At 44.0% G+C, this 15757-nt stretch carries 15 protein-coding genes; 6 read left to right on the forward strand and 9 right to left on the reverse strand.

Annotation, left to right across the window (positions count from 1 at the left end; all coding sequences use genetic code 11):
* Positions 1 to 2: 2 nt before the first annotated feature.
* The 4 genes from trxA to zapA form a co-directional block, all read right to left on the reverse strand.
* Complete coding sequence (trxA, locus tag IGJ12_RS12715) at positions 3 to 317, reverse strand: thioredoxin (RefSeq protein ID WP_005228645.1); 315 nt, start codon at positions 315 to 317, stop codon at positions 3 to 5.
* Between the two features lie 96 nt (positions 318 to 413).
* Positions 414 to 2777 (reverse strand): endonuclease MutS2, encoded by a 2364-nt coding sequence (locus tag IGJ12_RS12720; RefSeq protein WP_430619086.1) that lies wholly within the window; start codon positions 2775 to 2777, stop codon positions 414 to 416.
* A gap of 78 nt (positions 2778 to 2855) precedes the next feature.
* The gene (locus IGJ12_RS12725) at positions 2856 to 3410 is read right to left on the reverse strand and encodes a CvpA family protein (protein ID WP_016612652.1); all 555 of its coding nucleotides are present in this window, start codon (positions 3408 to 3410) and stop codon (positions 2856 to 2858) included.
* Between the two features lie 23 nt (positions 3411 to 3433).
* Positions 3434 to 3874, reverse strand: a complete 441-nt coding sequence (zapA, locus tag IGJ12_RS12730) for a cell division protein ZapA (RefSeq protein ID WP_005228634.1) — start codon at positions 3872 to 3874, stop codon at positions 3434 to 3436.
* Between the two features lie 216 nt (positions 3875 to 4090).
* Between zapA and rnhC the strand changes: the two genes are divergently transcribed.
* Positions 4091 to 5017: a ribonuclease HIII gene (rnhC, locus tag IGJ12_RS12735; RefSeq protein WP_086332635.1), complete on the forward strand. Its 927-nt coding sequence runs from the start codon at positions 4091 to 4093 to the stop codon at positions 5015 to 5017.
* A gap of 88 nt (positions 5018 to 5105) precedes the next feature.
* Here rnhC and IGJ12_RS12740 read toward each other — a convergent pair whose 3' ends face one another.
* Positions 5106 to 6086 carry an ROK family protein gene (locus IGJ12_RS12740; RefSeq protein ID WP_086297807.1) on the reverse strand — a complete coding sequence of 327 codons (981 nt, stop codon included), beginning with the start codon at positions 6084 to 6086 and terminating at the stop codon, positions 5106 to 5108.
* Between the two features lie 170 nt (positions 6087 to 6256).
* On the opposite strand from IGJ12_RS12740, the gene IGJ12_RS12745 reads away from it, so the two are divergent.
* From IGJ12_RS12745 to IGJ12_RS12755, 3 genes are read left to right on the forward strand one after another with little or no spacing between them, the layout of a single operon-like run.
* Entirely contained in the window at positions 6257 to 6649 is a 393-nt protein-coding gene (locus IGJ12_RS12745) for a VOC family protein (protein WP_008380837.1), read from the forward strand.
* A 13-nt stretch (positions 6650 to 6662) separates the two neighbouring features.
* Entirely contained in the window at positions 6663 to 7304 is a 642-nt protein-coding gene (locus tag IGJ12_RS12750) for a sugar O-acetyltransferase (RefSeq protein ID WP_430619087.1), read from the forward strand.
* Positions 7305 to 7323: 19 nt separating this feature from the next.
* Positions 7324 to 8160, forward strand: coding sequence for a histidinol-phosphatase HisJ family protein (locus IGJ12_RS12755; protein WP_194188633.1), 837 nt, complete (start codon positions 7324 to 7326; stop codon positions 8158 to 8160).
* 119 nt (positions 8161 to 8279) lie between these two features.
* Here the strand turns inward: IGJ12_RS12755 and IGJ12_RS12760 are convergent, their stop codons facing one another.
* The 4 genes from IGJ12_RS12760 to IGJ12_RS12775 all read right to left on the reverse strand — a co-directional run bounded on the left by IGJ12_RS12760 (position 8280) and on the right by IGJ12_RS12775 (position 13248).
* Positions 8280 to 10004 carry an ABC transporter permease/substrate binding protein gene (locus IGJ12_RS12760; RefSeq protein ID WP_005228611.1) on the reverse strand — a complete coding sequence of 575 codons (1725 nt, stop codon included), beginning with the start codon at positions 10002 to 10004 and terminating at the stop codon, positions 8280 to 8282.
* A complete protein-coding gene (locus IGJ12_RS12765; protein WP_042890221.1) occupies positions 9997 to 11211 on the reverse strand; it encodes a quaternary amine ABC transporter ATP-binding protein in 1215 nt (404 codons plus the stop codon). Before IGJ12_RS12765 ends, IGJ12_RS12760 begins: the two co-directional genes overlap by 8 nt.
* A 135-nt stretch (positions 11212 to 11346) precedes the next feature.
* Complete coding sequence (locus IGJ12_RS12770) at positions 11347 to 12000, reverse strand: GntR family transcriptional regulator (protein WP_086316481.1); 654 nt, start codon at positions 11998 to 12000, stop codon at positions 11347 to 11349.
* A gap of 54 nt (positions 12001 to 12054) precedes the next feature.
* Positions 12055 to 13248: an NAD(P)-dependent oxidoreductase gene (locus tag IGJ12_RS12775; protein WP_196043929.1), complete on the reverse strand. Its 1194-nt coding sequence runs from the start codon at positions 13246 to 13248 to the stop codon at positions 12055 to 12057.
* 94 nt (positions 13249 to 13342) lie between these two features.
* Between IGJ12_RS12775 and IGJ12_RS12780 the strand changes: the two genes are divergently transcribed.
* Both IGJ12_RS12780 and IGJ12_RS12785 read left to right on the forward strand, forming a co-directional pair.
* Positions 13343 to 13966 (forward strand): DapH/DapD/GlmU-related protein, encoded by a 624-nt coding sequence (locus tag IGJ12_RS12780; RefSeq protein WP_430619088.1) that lies wholly within the window; start codon positions 13343 to 13345, stop codon positions 13964 to 13966.
* A gap of 194 nt (positions 13967 to 14160) precedes the next feature.
* On the forward strand, positions 14161 to 15699 hold the full coding sequence (locus IGJ12_RS12785) for an AMP-binding protein (protein WP_430619089.1): 1539 nt from the start codon (positions 14161 to 14163) through the stop codon (positions 15697 to 15699).
* Positions 15700 to 15757: the final 58 nt, after the last annotated feature.

Here is a 15757-nt window from a genome sequence, read left to right on the forward strand (position 1 = left end):
TATTACATATGTTCCGCAACTAAAGCTTTCAATTGATCTTTTGTATGCACCCCAATTGCTTTATCAACGACTTGTCCGTCTTTTTTCAACAACAAAGTAGGAATAGACATGATCCCGAATGAAGCAGGTGTTTCAGGATTTTCATCCACATCCATTTTCACGATCTTCAATTCGTCTTCCTCATATTCATTCGCTAATTGTTCCAAGATCGGTGCTTGCATACGACAAGGGCCACACCAAGTTGCCCAAAAATCAATAAGGACTAAGCCTTTATCGGTTTCTTCTGAAAAAGTTTTATCGGTAATTTCTTTTGCCATCGTACTTCCCCTCCATTTTTAAAACTAAAAAAAGTATACCACGTATCCTAAGTTTTTTAAAATCGTCTGCTTACAAAAGGTAAGGGTTCTTAACGTTTAGTTAAACTTCACAATGGTCGCTCCATTGCCCCCTTGATTTGCTGGCGCAAATTCAAAACTTTTCACCGAGCGATGATTTTTTAGGTAGTCAGTGATCCCTTGACGCAATGCGCCAGTTCCTTTACCGTGAACGATCGTCACCTGCGGATAGCCTGCCAAAATTGCTGCATCCAAATACTGATCCACTTCATTTAGGGCTTCTTCGTACCGCTTGCCGCGTAAATCCAACTGATTGACCACTGGACTGCTGTCAGCAGAACGAATCGTATTAACGATACGCTGTGTAGGCTCCTTCACTGGCGCTGCTGGTTGGAGATCTGTTTCTGGCAAATTCATTTTCAGAATGCCGATTTGGACTTGCCACTGATTTTTACCGGCTTTTTTCAACAGTACCCCACGCTGCCCATAAGAAGTTACGAGTACCTCGTCTCCTTCTTTCAGCGTCTTGGCTGCTTTGGCTTTTTGCAGAACCTTGTTTTTTTGCAGATGTTCTTCTTGCTGCAGTCCTGATAGCTTGGTGCGCGCGTCGATCAGTTCGTGTTCTTTGACCTTCGTTTGACCGCCGGCTAACTGCATTTTACGAATATCGGCAATGATTTTTTCAGATTCCTCTTTAGCCTCTTCTACGATTTGATTGGCTTTTTGACGGGCTTTTGCCAATTCTTTTTCGCGTTCTTCAAAGAAATAACTGTAAGCTGCTTCTAATTCTTGGTGCAAGCGGGCTGCTTCTTTTACATGATGACGAACTTCCAGATACTCGGTTTCCGTCATTTTTCTTCGATTTTCTAAATCAGCGATCATTTCATTCAGGTCTTGGCTTTCTCCGTCCATGATCTCTTTGGCTTGATCAATGATCGTCTCTGGCAAGCCAAGTCTTTTCGAAATCTCAAACGCATTGCTTCGTCCCGGAACCCCGATCAACAAGCGATAGGTCGGACTTAAGGTATCGACATCAAACTCCATAGAGGCGTTGATCGTATTGGATCGGTTATAGCCATAAACTTTCAATTCTGGATAATGGGTCGTCGCCATGACATAAGCCGACTTAGCCCCGAGTTCGTCCAAAATCGCAATTGCTAGTGCTGCCCCTTCTTGGGGATCGGTCCCAGCACCTAGTTCATCAAAAAGCACCAGACTTGTTTCGTCGACTTTTTTCAACACATCAACGATCGTTGTCATATGTGAAGAAAAGGTCGATAGACTTTGCTCAATGGATTGTTCATCACCAATGTCCGCAAAAATCTCATTGAAGATCCCCATTTGGCTTTCTTCTTCTACCAAGATTGGTAAGCCGGCTTGGCCCATGATCTGCAATAGCCCTAATGTTTTTAAGGTGATGGTTTTCCCGCCGGTATTCGGCCCAGTAATGACAACAGCTTGATAGTCTTTTCCAATCGTAATATCGTTAGGAACGACTTTTTCTTGATCGATCAATGGATGACGTGCTTGTTTAAAAAAGACATGGTTATCTTGATTGATCGCTGGTACGATTGCCTTCATCTCTTTCCCAAAACGAGCCTTGGCATTCATGAAATCCATGATTCCGATCACATATGCATTATGGAGGATCTCTCTTTGGTACGGAGCTAACTCTGCTGATAATTCCGCCAAAATACGAGTGATTTCGTCCCGTTCCGCAATTTGATGCTGACGCAAGCGGTTATTTTGTTCCACTACTTGTTTCGGTTCGATAAACAAGGTTTGACCAGATGAACTTTGGTCGTGAACCACGCCGCCGAAAACACCTCGGTATTCTTGTTTGACTGGAATCACATAACGCTCATTTCGCATGGTTACGATCGTATCACTTAGATACTTTGCATTGCCACCTCGGACGATGCCATCCAATGTCTCACGGATCGTCCGTTCTGCTCGTCGGATCGATTGACGAATTCCCCGAAGTGCTGGAGAGGCATCGTCTGTGACTCGGCCATCCTCATCGATAGCTTCTTTCAAGCGACGATTCAAGGTTGGTAAAGAAACCAACTGTTCTTCCCAGTGATACAAGCGGGAAAATTCAATCTCACTTTCAGACAAATCAGCAAAAAAGCGTTTCAATTCCTGCGTAGTTGATAAGACGCGGGCAACTTGTGCCAATTCAACGCCGTTTAAATCTGCGCCGATTTCGATCCGTTTCATTTGGGGACGAATATTCTCAATTTTTGGTACAGGGATTCCGCCTCTTAAACGCTGGATCTTGATCGCGTCTTCTGTTTCTGCTAGCCAAGAGGAAATGACTTGCGCATCACTTGATGGCACAAGCTTTGCTAAGGCTTCTTTTCCTTGGGCTGTTACGATATACTGACCGATTTGACTCTTTACTTGTTCAAATCCTAAAACATCAAGGATCTTAGTATTCATTCTTTTCTCACCTGCTTTGTTTTAACTTTTTGTTCCTAAGAAAAAGGCAGAATGGCTCTGCAACCATCTGCCTGCTTTTTACCCAATCACATCTGTGATCCACAATCGATAGAAGTAATCTGAGAGAATCGGTGACCGATCAACGATGAAATTCGCAGTTCCGCTCGTTTCAAACAGATTTTGAATCGTGGCAAACGGGATCATTGAGAGAATCATGAAAAACATATACAAATTGATATACATCAAGATGACATTCAAAACACCCGCAACTGCCCAGTCATAGCCGCCTAAAAAACGTAGGCGTTTGTAACGCAAACTGTCTGCAAAAATCACTAATAGTTTGGTGATCAGCCAACCAGCAAAGAGTACCATCACAAAAGCAATGGCCGCATAATAGGCTTTGTCTAAATCTAAAGCCAGTTCCATATCGTAGTATTTTAACTTTGAATCCGCCGTTACTGACATATAAGGAACATAGAGCTCAATTTTTTTCGCAATTTCTTGGTAATTCGCAACTGCAAAGAAAAAAGAGAGCAAATAGCCCAAAACTGAGACCAATTGTAAACTGGTTCCGCGCCGCGCGCCGCCGTAAAAGGCTGCCAACAACAAAACCAAGACAAATAATCCAATCATTTAGGAATCCTTTCTACGCCGCACTACCCATGGGCTGTCTTTTCTTGAATTTTTCGTTTCCTTTGTTCATTTAAGATCTGTTGTGCTTCCACATGATTATGGATCTCCACATCACTGCGACCTGTCTCATCGAGAACTTTCCGTGCTTCGGATTCGATTGCTTCGATCCGCTTGATGCGATTCTCAAGCTCCGTTGCTTTAATGGCTTGTCCCCGCAACTCGTCCACTTTTTTTTGTAGGACCAAAAGCTGTTCTTGTTTTTTCAGCTGGTCGGAAACAGCGTTGATCGCTAATAAGATCGACGCTTGTTCTTGATCGGTTTGTGGCGATAATTGCATGATCTCAAGCAGTTGGTCATTGACCAATCTTGTCACCATATCCATGTGTTCTTTGCTTTCGCGTCCAATAATCGTGTAACTTTGATTCGCGATAACTGCTTTATAGCGTTTCTTTTGCTCCGTCATAGGAATATTTCCTCCCATTGCTTACATTCTGCTCTATTCTATCACTTATTGAACATGTGTCGCAAACTCTTAACTATTATACGTGATTTTCTTATGAATTTCCATGCCAATCGTTTGTTTGCTGATCGTCTTAGTAAAAAAGAATAAGAAGTATGGTAAAATCTTAAAGTATCCTTTTGTCTACCTAAGAAAAGACAAAAAAACAGGAGGAATCAAATGAGTACGATCGTTATCAAAGTACCAACTTCAACTATCCAAAAGATGCAGCAATTTTACCAACGAGAACTGCTGGCTAAGAAAGTTCCTTATACAGTGTTTGTCGCCAAAAAAGGGCCAACGACGATCACTGCTTATACGTCTGGAAAAGTCATGTTTCAAGGAGCGACTGCTGAAAAAGAAGCTTCCTTATGGGGCGATACGGCAAGTGCTGTACCGGATAAGAAAAAAGCGACTGTTTCAACCACTGCGTTGCCAGCAGGATTTAGCGAAAAAAGCGTCGTCGGCAGTGACGAGGTCGGCAACGGCAGTTATTTCGGTCCTTTGGTGGTCTGTGCCGTCTATGCCAAAAAAGAGCAATTGCCACAGCTGAAAGCCTTAGGTGTCAAGGACTCAAAAATGCTGACAGATCCAGAGATCCGTAAGATGGCGCCGAAAATCAAAGAATTGGTTCCTTACCAATTGCTCACTGTTACACCCAGCAAATACAACGAGATCCAACCAAAATACAACACGGTCCGAATGAAAGTTGCTTTGCATAATCAAGCCATTCGTTTGCTTTTGCAAAAGATTGCTCCTGAGACACCAGATGCCATTTTGATCGATCAGTTCACAAGCGAAAAAAATTATCGCACTTATTTAAAATCGGAACAAGCAGCGGTTACCGAAAAGCTCTATTTTGCGACGAAAGGTGAACAATATCATCTAGCAGTAGCGGCAGCCTCTATTTTATGTCGTACAGTCTTTTTGGATGAATTAGAGGCAGCCTCCAAAGAAGTCGGTATGCGCTTGCCTTCTGGCGCCCACGCAGCTGCTGACCAAGTTGCCGCAAAATTACTGCAGCAAGGTGGCATAGCACTATTGGGCAAATATGCCAAACTGCATTTTGCGAATACCGAAAAAGCACAGAAACTCGCTAAACTGTGAGTTCTCGTATTTTCAAAAAAACTGCCACTGCTTCTGATAAAGGAAGCAGCGGCAGTTTTTGTCCTCAGTACCATTTAAATGCTGCGAATCAAAGCCCTAAGCCCGCTGCTTCGATTCCCATCGTGATCAACCCAGCCAAATAGTTTTCTGAAAACCGATCTGAAAAGTGTAACTTTGGTAAGACGCCATAATGAAACACTGCTGCCAGCTGCTTTTCCAAAAAAGAGCGCGGCACAAGCGCCTGCCACTCAGAGGGCAAAAACAAAATGACTTGATGCGGGTCCGTGACTGCCACGATCGCTTGAAGAGTGGCAGTCACTTGCTCTTGGATCGCCTCTGTTGCCAAAGGGTAAGAAACTTTGTAAAGATGCGGCAAATGCTTGATTTCGCCACTTAAATGGTTGGCTCCTTTAAAGAGCTGTTGGTCGATGACCAGTCCCGCACCTGGCGGATAATTTTTCGGAAAATAAATGCCAGCCACGATTTTTTTCTCTTCTTTGAAATGGAATACCGCTGCATTCACGTCATTCTCAATAAGCGTTTTTACCGCGATCTCCTTTTCAATCAATTCCCCTAGCGCCATGTCCTTAAATGCTGGAGCATCCATGATCTTCAGTCTTCCAGCAATTTCCACACCAGGAATTCCCACGACTGCCAAGCTGATTTTCGGGTATTCCTGTTTTATCTGACGAATCACTTGCAAGAACTGCGGCAATCGGCCCTCTGCTGACTGCTCATGATGCAAAATGTTCCCGACGAGATCGACGACTGAAAAACGAATCACGATCTGCTGGTCTTCTTCGATAAACTGAATGATCAACAACAGTGTCCGTTGCGCATTGTACTGGTAAGCCGCAGCTTGACGTCCTCCCGTTCGTTGCGGTTGATCCGTCGTCAAAAGCAACTGCTTTTCTATCAATTCAGGAAGCAGCTTGTTGATCGTTACCACGCTTAATTGAGAGGCATCTGCCAGTTGGCGCTTGGTCATAGGCGCTTGCTGCTGTTTTAGCAAATCCAGCAATACTGCCTGATTATGTAATTTAATGGTCGTTGGCTGATAAGCTTTCATTTTTCTCCCCCTCAACGCTCCTATTTTAACAGATAAAAAGCTGGGAATACACCTTTATTAATTTTGTTAACAAAGGTATAATAGAAGCAACTTATTAAACAAAGTTTACTAAGTTCAAAAAGGAACGAAGAAAGAACGACGCATGTTGCTTATTAAAGGAGTTGTCAATAATGAAAATTGAACACATCGCACTATATGTCAATGATTTAGAAAAAATGAGAACATTTTATGAAACCTACTTTCAGGCGGTCAGCAACCAAAAATATCATAATCCGAAAACAGGCTTTCAGTCCTATTTTTTGACCTTTGATTCTGGAAGTCGGTTAGAATTAACGACCAAGAAATTTTTAAGCCCTCGTGTCAGTGAGAGCTTAGGCTACACTCACCTTGCGATTGCAGTAGGTGATCAAGCTGACGTTGATCGATACGCTCAACGGTTTGTTGAAGATGGCTACCCTCTTTTAAATGGTCCTCGTACGACAGGCGATGGCTATTATGAAGCAGTTGTCCAAGACCCCGAAGGCAATTTGATTGAATTAACCACCGACGATTTACCGTCTTAGAAAGGATTTTGCAATGAAAGAAGATTTTGATTATCAAGCGATGTTGGCTGGTCAACTGTATCAAGCTGCCGGTATTCTCCCTGAGAATGGCTCAGTGGAGGGGAAAAAACGTGCCCAGGAAATCAACCTTTTACCAGTCGATGACCGAGAAGGAATCATCGCCAAAGAAAAAGCACTCTTTGGCAAATTTGGGCAGCATTGCTTTGTCCAACCACCCCTTTTTGTCGACTATGGTCGCCATGTTGAGATTGGTGATCACTTTTATGCCAATATGGATTGCATTTTTTTAGATGTCAATAAGATTCTGATTGGTGATCATGTGATGGTGGGACCACGGGTCAGCTTCTATACAGCCGGCCATCCGATCGATTCTGTGATCCGCAGTCAAGATTTGGAATTTGGCCTACCGATCACCGTCGAAGATTACGTTTGGATCGAAGGCAATAGTACGATTTTACCAGGTGTCACGATCGGCAAACATGCCATCGTCGCTGCTGGTTCCGTCGTCACAAAAGATGTGCCGCCGAATACGATCGTCGGCGGCAATCCAGCCCGTCTGATCCGTGAGATTCAGCCGACTGACAAAGAGCATTGGGAAACGGCCGCCCAGCTTTATTATCAAAAACGAGCAGACTGGCAGAAGCAGCAAAAATAACGAAACAAAAGGAGACGCCATGATTTTTACAGACTATCACGTTCATAGTGATTACAGCGATGATTCTTGGTATTTGATGGAAGATGTAGTCAAAGACGCCATTAACCTAGGCTTAGCAGAAATCTGCTTTACCGATCATGTGGATTATGGGGTCAAAGAAGACTGGCAAGCGACGGATGCGTACCTCGTCGGAGCCAATAAAGTCGTAAAAAATGTCTACTACGACTTGTATTTTACCGAACTGGCACGCTTAAAGGAAACATACAGTGACCAAATCAAGCTAAAAACTGGGCTGGAATTTGGGATGCAAATGCACACGATCCCACAATTTACCCGTCTTTATCATTCGCATCCCTTTGACTTCATTTTACTTTCCGTTCATCAGGTAGACGATCAAGAATTTTGGACCGGAGAATTTCAAAAAGGACGCAGCCAACAGGAATGCTACGAGCGCTATTATGATGAAATGTATCAGCTGGTCACGACATATAAAGAGTATTCCGTCTTAGCTCATATGGATTTGATTCGTCGTTATTTAGATAAAGAGAAGGATGCTTTTGAACAAACGAAAGAACAAATCGCAGAGATCTTGAAAGTCGTGATCAAAGATGGCAAAGGCATTGAACTGAATACCTCTTCCCACCGTTACGGAATCAATGGGTATACGCCATCGATCGAGATCCTCAAGCTTTATCGTGACTTGGGGGGAAGCGTGCTAACCATCGGCAGCGACAGTCATAAACCAGAGCAGCTCGGGTTTCAAATCAAAGAGGGACAAGATCTTTTACGATCATTAGGATTTACTGAACTCTGTACGTTTGAACAGATGCAGCCGATTTTTCATCGTTTTGCTTAACCTGCACAAAAGCTCCGTCTTTTGCAAAAATCATCCCCTCGTCTTTCGTTATGAACCTAAGTATTTTAAACAACAAAAAGAACGACCGCTTCAATCTACGGTCGTTCTTTTTTTAGACATTAGTTCGTCCATGCAGCAACTTCTTCTGGGTGATTGGCTACCCAATCTTTGGCTGCATCTTCGGCTGACGTTCCGTCATTGATTGCTAACATGACTTCTTCCATATCTTCTTGTGTCCAGTTGAAACGATCAAGTACTTCGTAAACTTCTGGCATGTCATCTGCTAATCCTTGGCGTACAACAGTGTTGATGCTTTCTGCTTCACCCATTGTTCCTTCTGGATCATCCAGATATTTCAGATCATATTTCGCAAACATCCAATGTGGAGACCAGCCAGTAATAACGATCTCATCTTGGTTCTTGATGGCTTGGCCTAATGCCACTGTCATCGCTCCTGAAGAAGAGGTAGCGACATTCCAATCGGAAAGGTTGTCATACGTTGCAACCGTATTTTCCGCTGCATTTACGACACCAGCGCCTGGTTCGATACCAGTGATGGTTTTTCCAGCTTCGTCAGAAAGGTCTGCGATGGAATCTACATCCATATAACTTGGTACAACGATCCCCAGTTTTGCCCCTTCTAAGTTAGGACCTAAGTTCTCGACTTGGTCTTGGTACTGTTCATACTGGGATTGATGCGTAGATGGCAGCCAAGCAGCAACCATCCCGTCAACTTCCCCTTTTGCCACCGATTCCCACATGATGGCATTATCCAAAGGCGTCGTGTTGACTTCGTAGCCCATTTGCGACAAGACTTCTGCCACCACATGGGTAGATGCGACTTCCGTATCCCATTCGACATACGCCAAGTTCACCGTGCCTTTGCTGTCAGAAACATTTCCAAAGGCAAACGATGCGCCAATCAAAGCAACGACTGCCGCTGCAGCAATCCCGCCAAAAAGACGTTTTTGTTTGCGACTTGTCTTGCTGGCTGCTTTTTGATGTGCCGAACGATTCAAATTCTGGGTAAAGCGATCCATGATGATCGCCAAAATAACTAAGGATACCCCACTGACAAATCCGTTACCGACTTGTGCTCGTTGCAAGGCGGACAAGACGCCGCGCCCTAACCCAGGAGCACCGATCATTGACGCGATCACGACCATTGATAATGCCAGCATCGTGGTTTGGTTGACCCCAGCCAAAATAGTGCTTTTGGCTAGTGGCAATTCTAATTTGATCAGTTTTTGCCAGCCAGTCCCACCGAAGGAATCAGAGGCTTCTACCAATTCACGAGAAATTTGGCGAATCCCTAAGTTCGTCATCCGAACGGTTGGTGGTAGAGCAAAGATCACTGAGGCAAAGACCCCAGGAACCATGCCGATCCCAAAGAAAGCAACCGCAGGAATCAAATAAACGAAACCAGGCATCGTTTGCATAAAGTCTAAGATTGGCGTCACGATGCTTTGCGCTTTTTCGCTTTTCGCCATTAAGATCCCTAGTGGAATCCCAATGATGATCGAAACCAAACTTGACAACAAGACCAACGTCACGGTGTTCATCAAGTCTGTCCATAACCCTTGGTTATAGATGAACAGCAACCCAACAAAAGTAAAGGCTGGCAAGCCGAATTTTTTGCGTGAAACGAAAAAGGCAGCAGCCGTCAATAAGACGATCATTAACAACGGTGGTACAAACAATAATACATTTGTAATAGCGTCCATGATAAATTGTCCGAAAGACTGTAAGGCTGAAAACAATCCACTGAAAGTTCCTGTTAGCCAATCAGTAAAGTTTTCGACCCAATCAGCCACCGGAATCGTATGTTGTAAGAAATTATCCATTTGTCACTACCCCTTCCTCTGCTAGAGCGGCTGAATCGGTCTCAGCCAACGCTTCAATCACGCTTCCGCGGATCACGACTCCGATCAAACGATCGTTTTCTACCACGGCTAAAGGTGTAGGCGAATCATAGATCAAATTGAAGATATCCGTTACCAGCATATCTTTATCAATCTTTTTAACATTTTTATCAATAACTTCCTTCAAGGTCAGATTGTTTTTCCGCGCCTCACGAGCAGACTCGGCTGTCAAGCTTCCTTTTAGGTGACGACGTTTGTCGACGGCTAACAGCATGCTGACTTCTTCTTTCCGCATCCGGTTCAATGCTACGCTTGGTCCATCGATCTCGATGTTCGTCGTCAATGCTGGAACCATGATGTTTTGCGCAGTCAAGACTTTGGAACGATCGACATCTTCCACGAAATCACGCACGTATTGGTTGGCAGGATTCGTCAAAATATCTTCTCCTGTACCGATCTGCATGATCTGACCATCTTTCATTAAAGCGATCCGGTCACCGATCCGCAAGGCCTCGTTCAAATCATGGGTGATAAAGATGATCGTTTTTTGAACATTGGCTTGTAGTTCTAAAAGTTCATCTTGCATTTCACGGCGAATCAGCGGATCGAGTGCTGAAAAGGCTTCGTCCATCAAGAGGATCTCTGGATCATTGGCTAACGCACGGGCAAGTCCCACACGCTGTTGCATCCCTCCAGACAGCTGGTCAGGATATTGGTCTTTAAAAGAAAGCAATCCTGAGTTTTCTAACGCTTTTTCCGCTTTCGCTGTTCGTTCTTCTTTCGAGACCCCACGGACTTCTAGTCCATATTCGGTGTTCTCTAAAATCGTCCGATGAGGGAAAAGGCCAAAGCTTTGGAAAACCATGTTGATTTTGTGACGACGAACTTCTCGCAGTTCTTCTTTACTCATTTTGGCAACATCTACGCCATCTATGTAAATATCTCCGCCAGACGGCTCGATCAATCGATTCAATAGTCGAATCAATGTTGACTTCCCGCTTCCAGAAAGGCCCATGATGACGAAAATCTCGCCTTCGTTGACTTCAAAGTTCACATCATAGACCCCGACGGTGGCACCTGTTTTTTCTAAAATCTCGTTTTTGCTGCGTTGTTCTTTGACCATGGCAAGAGCTTGCTGCTTTTTCTTACCGAAGATTTTGGTTAAGTGTTCCACTTTAACTTTACTCAAATGATTAATACTCCTTTTTCTGAAAAATTTCACGAAAGTGACCATACTATCTTAACAAGATGTGGTCACTTTGTCAAAAAAAATTTCCCAATGCTTTTTCTTTTGCAAAAAAAGCATGGGAATCAGGAAAAAGAATTACGCTGAATGGTCCGTTGGATAGAAGAAATTGGTCATGCGCTGCAACGCCAGTTCATTTCCGACAAAATAAATCGTATTGCCTGCACTGAATTTCGCATAAGGTCCTGGTGACAACAACAATTCTTCGGTTGTTTGGATTGCGATGATCGTCGCCCCTGTGGCTTGCCAAATATTCAATTCATTGATACTTTTTTCCAAATGCTGCGCTTGTACCGTCAACTGAAGTTCAAAGGGCACAAACGGACTCATATGGTGTACCTTTTTGGTCTGCTGCACTAACGTGTTCAACAAGTCAGAAAAATTATCCAGCTCTTGCTGCTGCCGCTCCACACTGTCTAAAATGTCTTGTCTGATTTCTTGGATCGACTGCACATCTTGGTATTGTTCAACAAAGGCCTGTGCTTTTTCCTTTGAAGCGATATAGGCGCCGCTGCCATGACGGACATCCATGATTTCTAAATCAACTAATACATTGATCGCTTTGCGGGCTGTTTCAGGAGAGACATTGAAATTGCTGGCTAACGTTGAGCGCGCATGGATCTTTTGCCCAACTTGGTAGCGATTTTCAACGATTCGTTCCGCGATCGCTACGGCAATCTGCTGATAACGAGGCAAAGCGACCTTCTTTTTATCTTGAAACTTATTCGTCATGATGAATTTCCTTTACTTTTTTTTCATCATAACAAGAAACATTGTTGGTGGCAACTATTCACTGGTTCGCGAATTTTTGATCAAGCGGGCACGGATGATCGCTGTTTCTTGCTGTATCTGCTTTTGTAGATCTTGCAGCAGTATTTCATTTGTCTCATCAAGATCAATCAAGGTATAGGCGACTCCGGCTTTTCTCTCACTCGCCAAATTATCGATATCTACGCCTGCTTCAGAAATGATCCGCAATAGCGGGGCAAAAGCACCAGGCTTGTCGTGATAAAACAGCGCCAAGCGATACGGTGCCAAAAAAGGCAACTCTGCATGAGGAAAATTGACCGATTCTTGAATCGTCCCAGCGCGCAAATAGGCATGCATGCGATTAAAAACTACGTGATCCCCCTTTTCCAAGGCATTGGTAGTACTGCCGCCGATATGCGGATAACACAACACTTTCGGTTGTCCGATCAAGCCGGCACTAGGAAAGTCGGTGATGTATTGTTTGAGCTGATTTTTGGCTAGTGCTTCTAAGACGGCTGCTTCTTCCACGATCTCCCCGCGACCAAAATTCATCAACACTGCATTTTTTTTCATCTGCTGAATCGTTTGGCGATTCAGCATGCCTTTGGTTTCCTGACTTAAAGGGAGCAAAACCACTACAAAATCTGATTCGGCCAACAGTACGTGCAAGTCACTAACTTGTTCGTAATCGTGGGCCGCTTTTTTCGTACGGGCATAGCCGAGGACTTCCATTCCTAACTGGTGACAGGCTTTTGCCACCCGTTCACCGATCTCTCCTAAGCCTAAAATACCGATGGTTTTTCCAGCTAATTCTTCGCCGATCACTTCTTTTCGCCGTTCTTCAGCTACCTTCAACACATCTTCTGCTTCAATTTGACCTGACGTTAGCTCTTCTTGCAAATCGGCTACCGTCTGGATGGCTTTGAATAAGGGGCGAACGCTGAGAAACAAATTGGAGAGCACCAATTCTTTGACTGCATTGGCATTGACACCGGGACTATTGAAGACTACTGTGCCATTTTGAGTACACCGTGCCAAATCGATCGTATTGGTGCCTGTTCCTGAGCGAGCGATCACAGCTAATTCTGGTGTGATCCATTCGTTAGGAACCGTTGAACTGCGTACAAACAGCGCCTCTGGGGCCGCTTGATTTTTTAACGAGTATCCTTTTTTGATTGCTCGCTTACCTATCGTTTCGGTCATCTTATCTAACTGATAAATCGTCTCCATAAAGCAGACCTCCTTTTGTCTTTAGTGCGTATTAGTCAAATAGTACAAAAAAGTGCGGTAAAATGATAGCAATACGCAAGAGAGGATGATTACTATGCACCTATCGATCACAAATTTTCCAGATGAACAGCCGATCGTTGGCAAAGACTCGCAGCTTCAAGACACAACTTTAGGAGACTATGTCGAAATTGGCGAAGCCAATCACATTGATCATTCTTCCATCGGCAATTATACCTATACGGGTCAATATTGCTTCATTCAGAATAGTCAATTAGGTTGTTTTGTCAGTATTGCAGCGATGGTTCGAGTCGGACCTACCAATCATCCCTATGAACGCCCTAGTCAGCATCTTTTTGCCTATAATGGCGAAGGCTATGGATTTGCGCCAAAGGACGAGTCCTTCTTAGAAAAACGCAAAGCAAAAACGACCGTCATTGGCAATGATGTCTGGATCGGCCACGGTGCCGTGATCCAATCTGGTTTGACCGTCGGTGATGGTGCCGTGATCGCCTCAAACGCAGTCGTAACCAAAGATGTGCCGCCTTATGCGATCGTCGGCGGGGTTCCAGCAAAAGTGATCAAATACCGCTTTGATCCAGAAACGATCACTGCTTTGCAAGAAATCGCTTGGTGGAATTGGAATCGTGCAGAATTAGAAGCACGCTATTTAGACTTTCGCCTCCCAATCGAAGATTTTGTAGTAAAATACACCCGTTGATTATGCGCTTTTTCCGCTTAGCACGAGGAATGAATGATAACACATCACAGTCGTTCATTCTTCGAAAGTCTTTGAGGGAAGGATTTTTTAGAAATAAATAAAAAACACTGAAAATCTATTGTATCGAGAAATTCCTGTGCTAAAATGGAGAAATCAAATGAAGTTTTTCACGAACTTTTAAAGGAGTGTTCTATTTGTCCATTTTAGACTATCGTCCATTAAATCTTTACACCAATTACCGCGAAGCTGCCGAGGCATTTCCTGACACAACCATCATCCACGATGAAGTGCTACCAGCATTTCCTGAACTTGGCTATCGTAGTACCTACCGTTCGAGTCATGAAATGATTTTAAAACGTGCTTACCAACTTGCTGCACTAGGCGTGCAAGCCGGCGATAAAATCATCCTTTATAAATCTTCAAAATTCGATACCTATTTATTAGCAACGGCTGCTTCTTACCTTGGCGCAGTGCCTGCTATGATCTCTTACCATTTCCCTGCTGAAACCATCGAAGTGTTTGTGGATCGCTTAGAAGATCCATTCATCTTATTTGATGAAGAAACCGAAGGCCGCGTCGCACAAGTGAAAAATAGCAGTACTGATAAACAAATTTCTGTTCGTCATCTGCTGCAACAACCAGCGGAACCCGTGGCACAAACTGAGTTACCGGCGGATCAAATTTCCTATATGACCCACACTTCTGGAACAACGGGTATTCCAAAATTGATTTGTCATTCGGCAAACTCCATGGGCTGGCGGACAAAATGGCAAAAAACGATCTTCACCAAGATTGATCGCACCAAGGCAGACTCTGATTTAATTGCGTTCCATATCTCACCGGTGCACTCCCGCTTCAATATTGGCATCTCATCCTTGATGGCGATGGGCTTTCCGATGATGCCATTAGCCAATGCCAACGGCGCTCATGTCGTAAGCATGCTAAAAGAATACCCACCAATCGCTTTGGAAACTCATCCAAACAATTTTGTCCAATGGAGCTTTGTGGCAAAAGAACAACCAGATGCTTTCGCCAATATTCGCTATTACCATTCAACCTTTGATGCCATCAACAACCAAACAATGGCCACTTTTTTAAATACTTCAGCAACAAAAGAAGCAATCTTTTTGCAAGTCTATGGTCAAAGTGAATGCGGGCCAATGATCCTAAAAGCACATACCTTAGAAAGCATCGCTACCAACGATGCCCGTGATATGGGTGTGGGTCTCGAGGACTTAACGAGAGCACGGATCGCCGATGCAGAGGGCAACGAGCTGCCAGCCAATACCGATGGGCACATCCATTTCCTTTCAAAAGGACGCGCGTTGACCTATTATAAAGAAGATCAGCGTTTTGCTGACAATGTCTATGGCGCTTGGTGGGACAGTGGTGACTACGGCATGATGGATGATCAGGGCCATCTTTACTTAAAAGACCGTCAAGTGGACTTGATCAAAAATATTGAAAGCAATCTTGCCTTGGAAGACCTTTTGCTGGATCATTTAGACTTCCTTGCCGAAGTTGTGATTGTTCGCGACAAAGAAAACTCACCACAACCAATCATTGCTTTAGCGCCAAATCGTGAAATGGATTGGGATGCTTGGTGGAAAATGGTGGAAGATCTCCCTCACCTCAATCAACCAATTTTACGCGACTACGAAGATATCCCACGAACAGCAACCATGAAAGTTCAACGACTACAAATTGAAAAAGAATTCAAAAACGCAGACTAAAACAAAAGAAACGGCCAGCAGATTTCCCTGCTGGCCGTTTCTTTTGCTTTCGCTGTGT

Source organism: Enterococcus sp. DIV0802b (genome assembly GCF_050543535.1).
Taxonomy (GTDB): Bacteria; Bacillota; Bacilli; order Lactobacillales; family Enterococcaceae; genus Enterococcus_D; species Enterococcus_D entomosocium.

Coding starts and splice junctions, on each gene's coding strand:
- trxA (WP_005228645.1), bottom strand. CDS start 317: ATGGCAAAAGAAATTACCGATAAAACTTTTTCAGAAGAAACCGATAAA.
- IGJ12_RS12720 (WP_430619086.1), bottom strand. CDS start 2,777: ATGAATACTAAGATCCTTGATGTTTTAGGATTTGAACAAGTAAAGAGT.
- IGJ12_RS12725 (WP_016612652.1), bottom strand. CDS start 3,410: ATGATTGGATTATTTGTCTTGGTTTTGTTGTTGGCAGCCTTTTACGGC.
- zapA (WP_005228634.1), bottom strand. CDS start 3,874: ATGACGGAGCAAAAGAAACGCTATAAAGCAGTTATCGCGAATCAAAGT.
- rnhC (WP_086332635.1), top strand. CDS start 4,091: ATGAGTACGATCGTTATCAAAGTACCAACTTCAACTATCCAAAAGATG.
- IGJ12_RS12740 (WP_086297807.1), bottom strand. CDS start 6,086: ATGAAAGCTTATCAGCCAACGACCATTAAATTACATAATCAGGCAGTA.
- IGJ12_RS12745 (WP_008380837.1), top strand. CDS start 6,257: ATGAAAATTGAACACATCGCACTATATGTCAATGATTTAGAAAAAATG.
- IGJ12_RS12750 (WP_430619087.1), top strand. CDS start 6,663: ATGAAAGAAGATTTTGATTATCAAGCGATGTTGGCTGGTCAACTGTAT.
- IGJ12_RS12755 (WP_194188633.1), top strand. CDS start 7,324: ATGATTTTTACAGACTATCACGTTCATAGTGATTACAGCGATGATTCT.
- IGJ12_RS12760 (WP_005228611.1), bottom strand. CDS start 10,004: ATGGATAATTTCTTACAACATACGATTCCGGTGGCTGATTGGGTCGAA.
- IGJ12_RS12770 (WP_086316481.1), bottom strand. CDS start 12,000: ATGACGAATAAGTTTCAAGATAAAAAGAAGGTCGCTTTGCCTCGTTAT.
- IGJ12_RS12775 (WP_196043929.1), bottom strand. CDS start 13,248: ATGGAGACGATTTATCAGTTAGATAAGATGACCGAAACGATAGGTAAG.
- IGJ12_RS12780 (WP_430619088.1), top strand. CDS start 13,343: ATGCACCTATCGATCACAAATTTTCCAGATGAACAGCCGATCGTTGGC.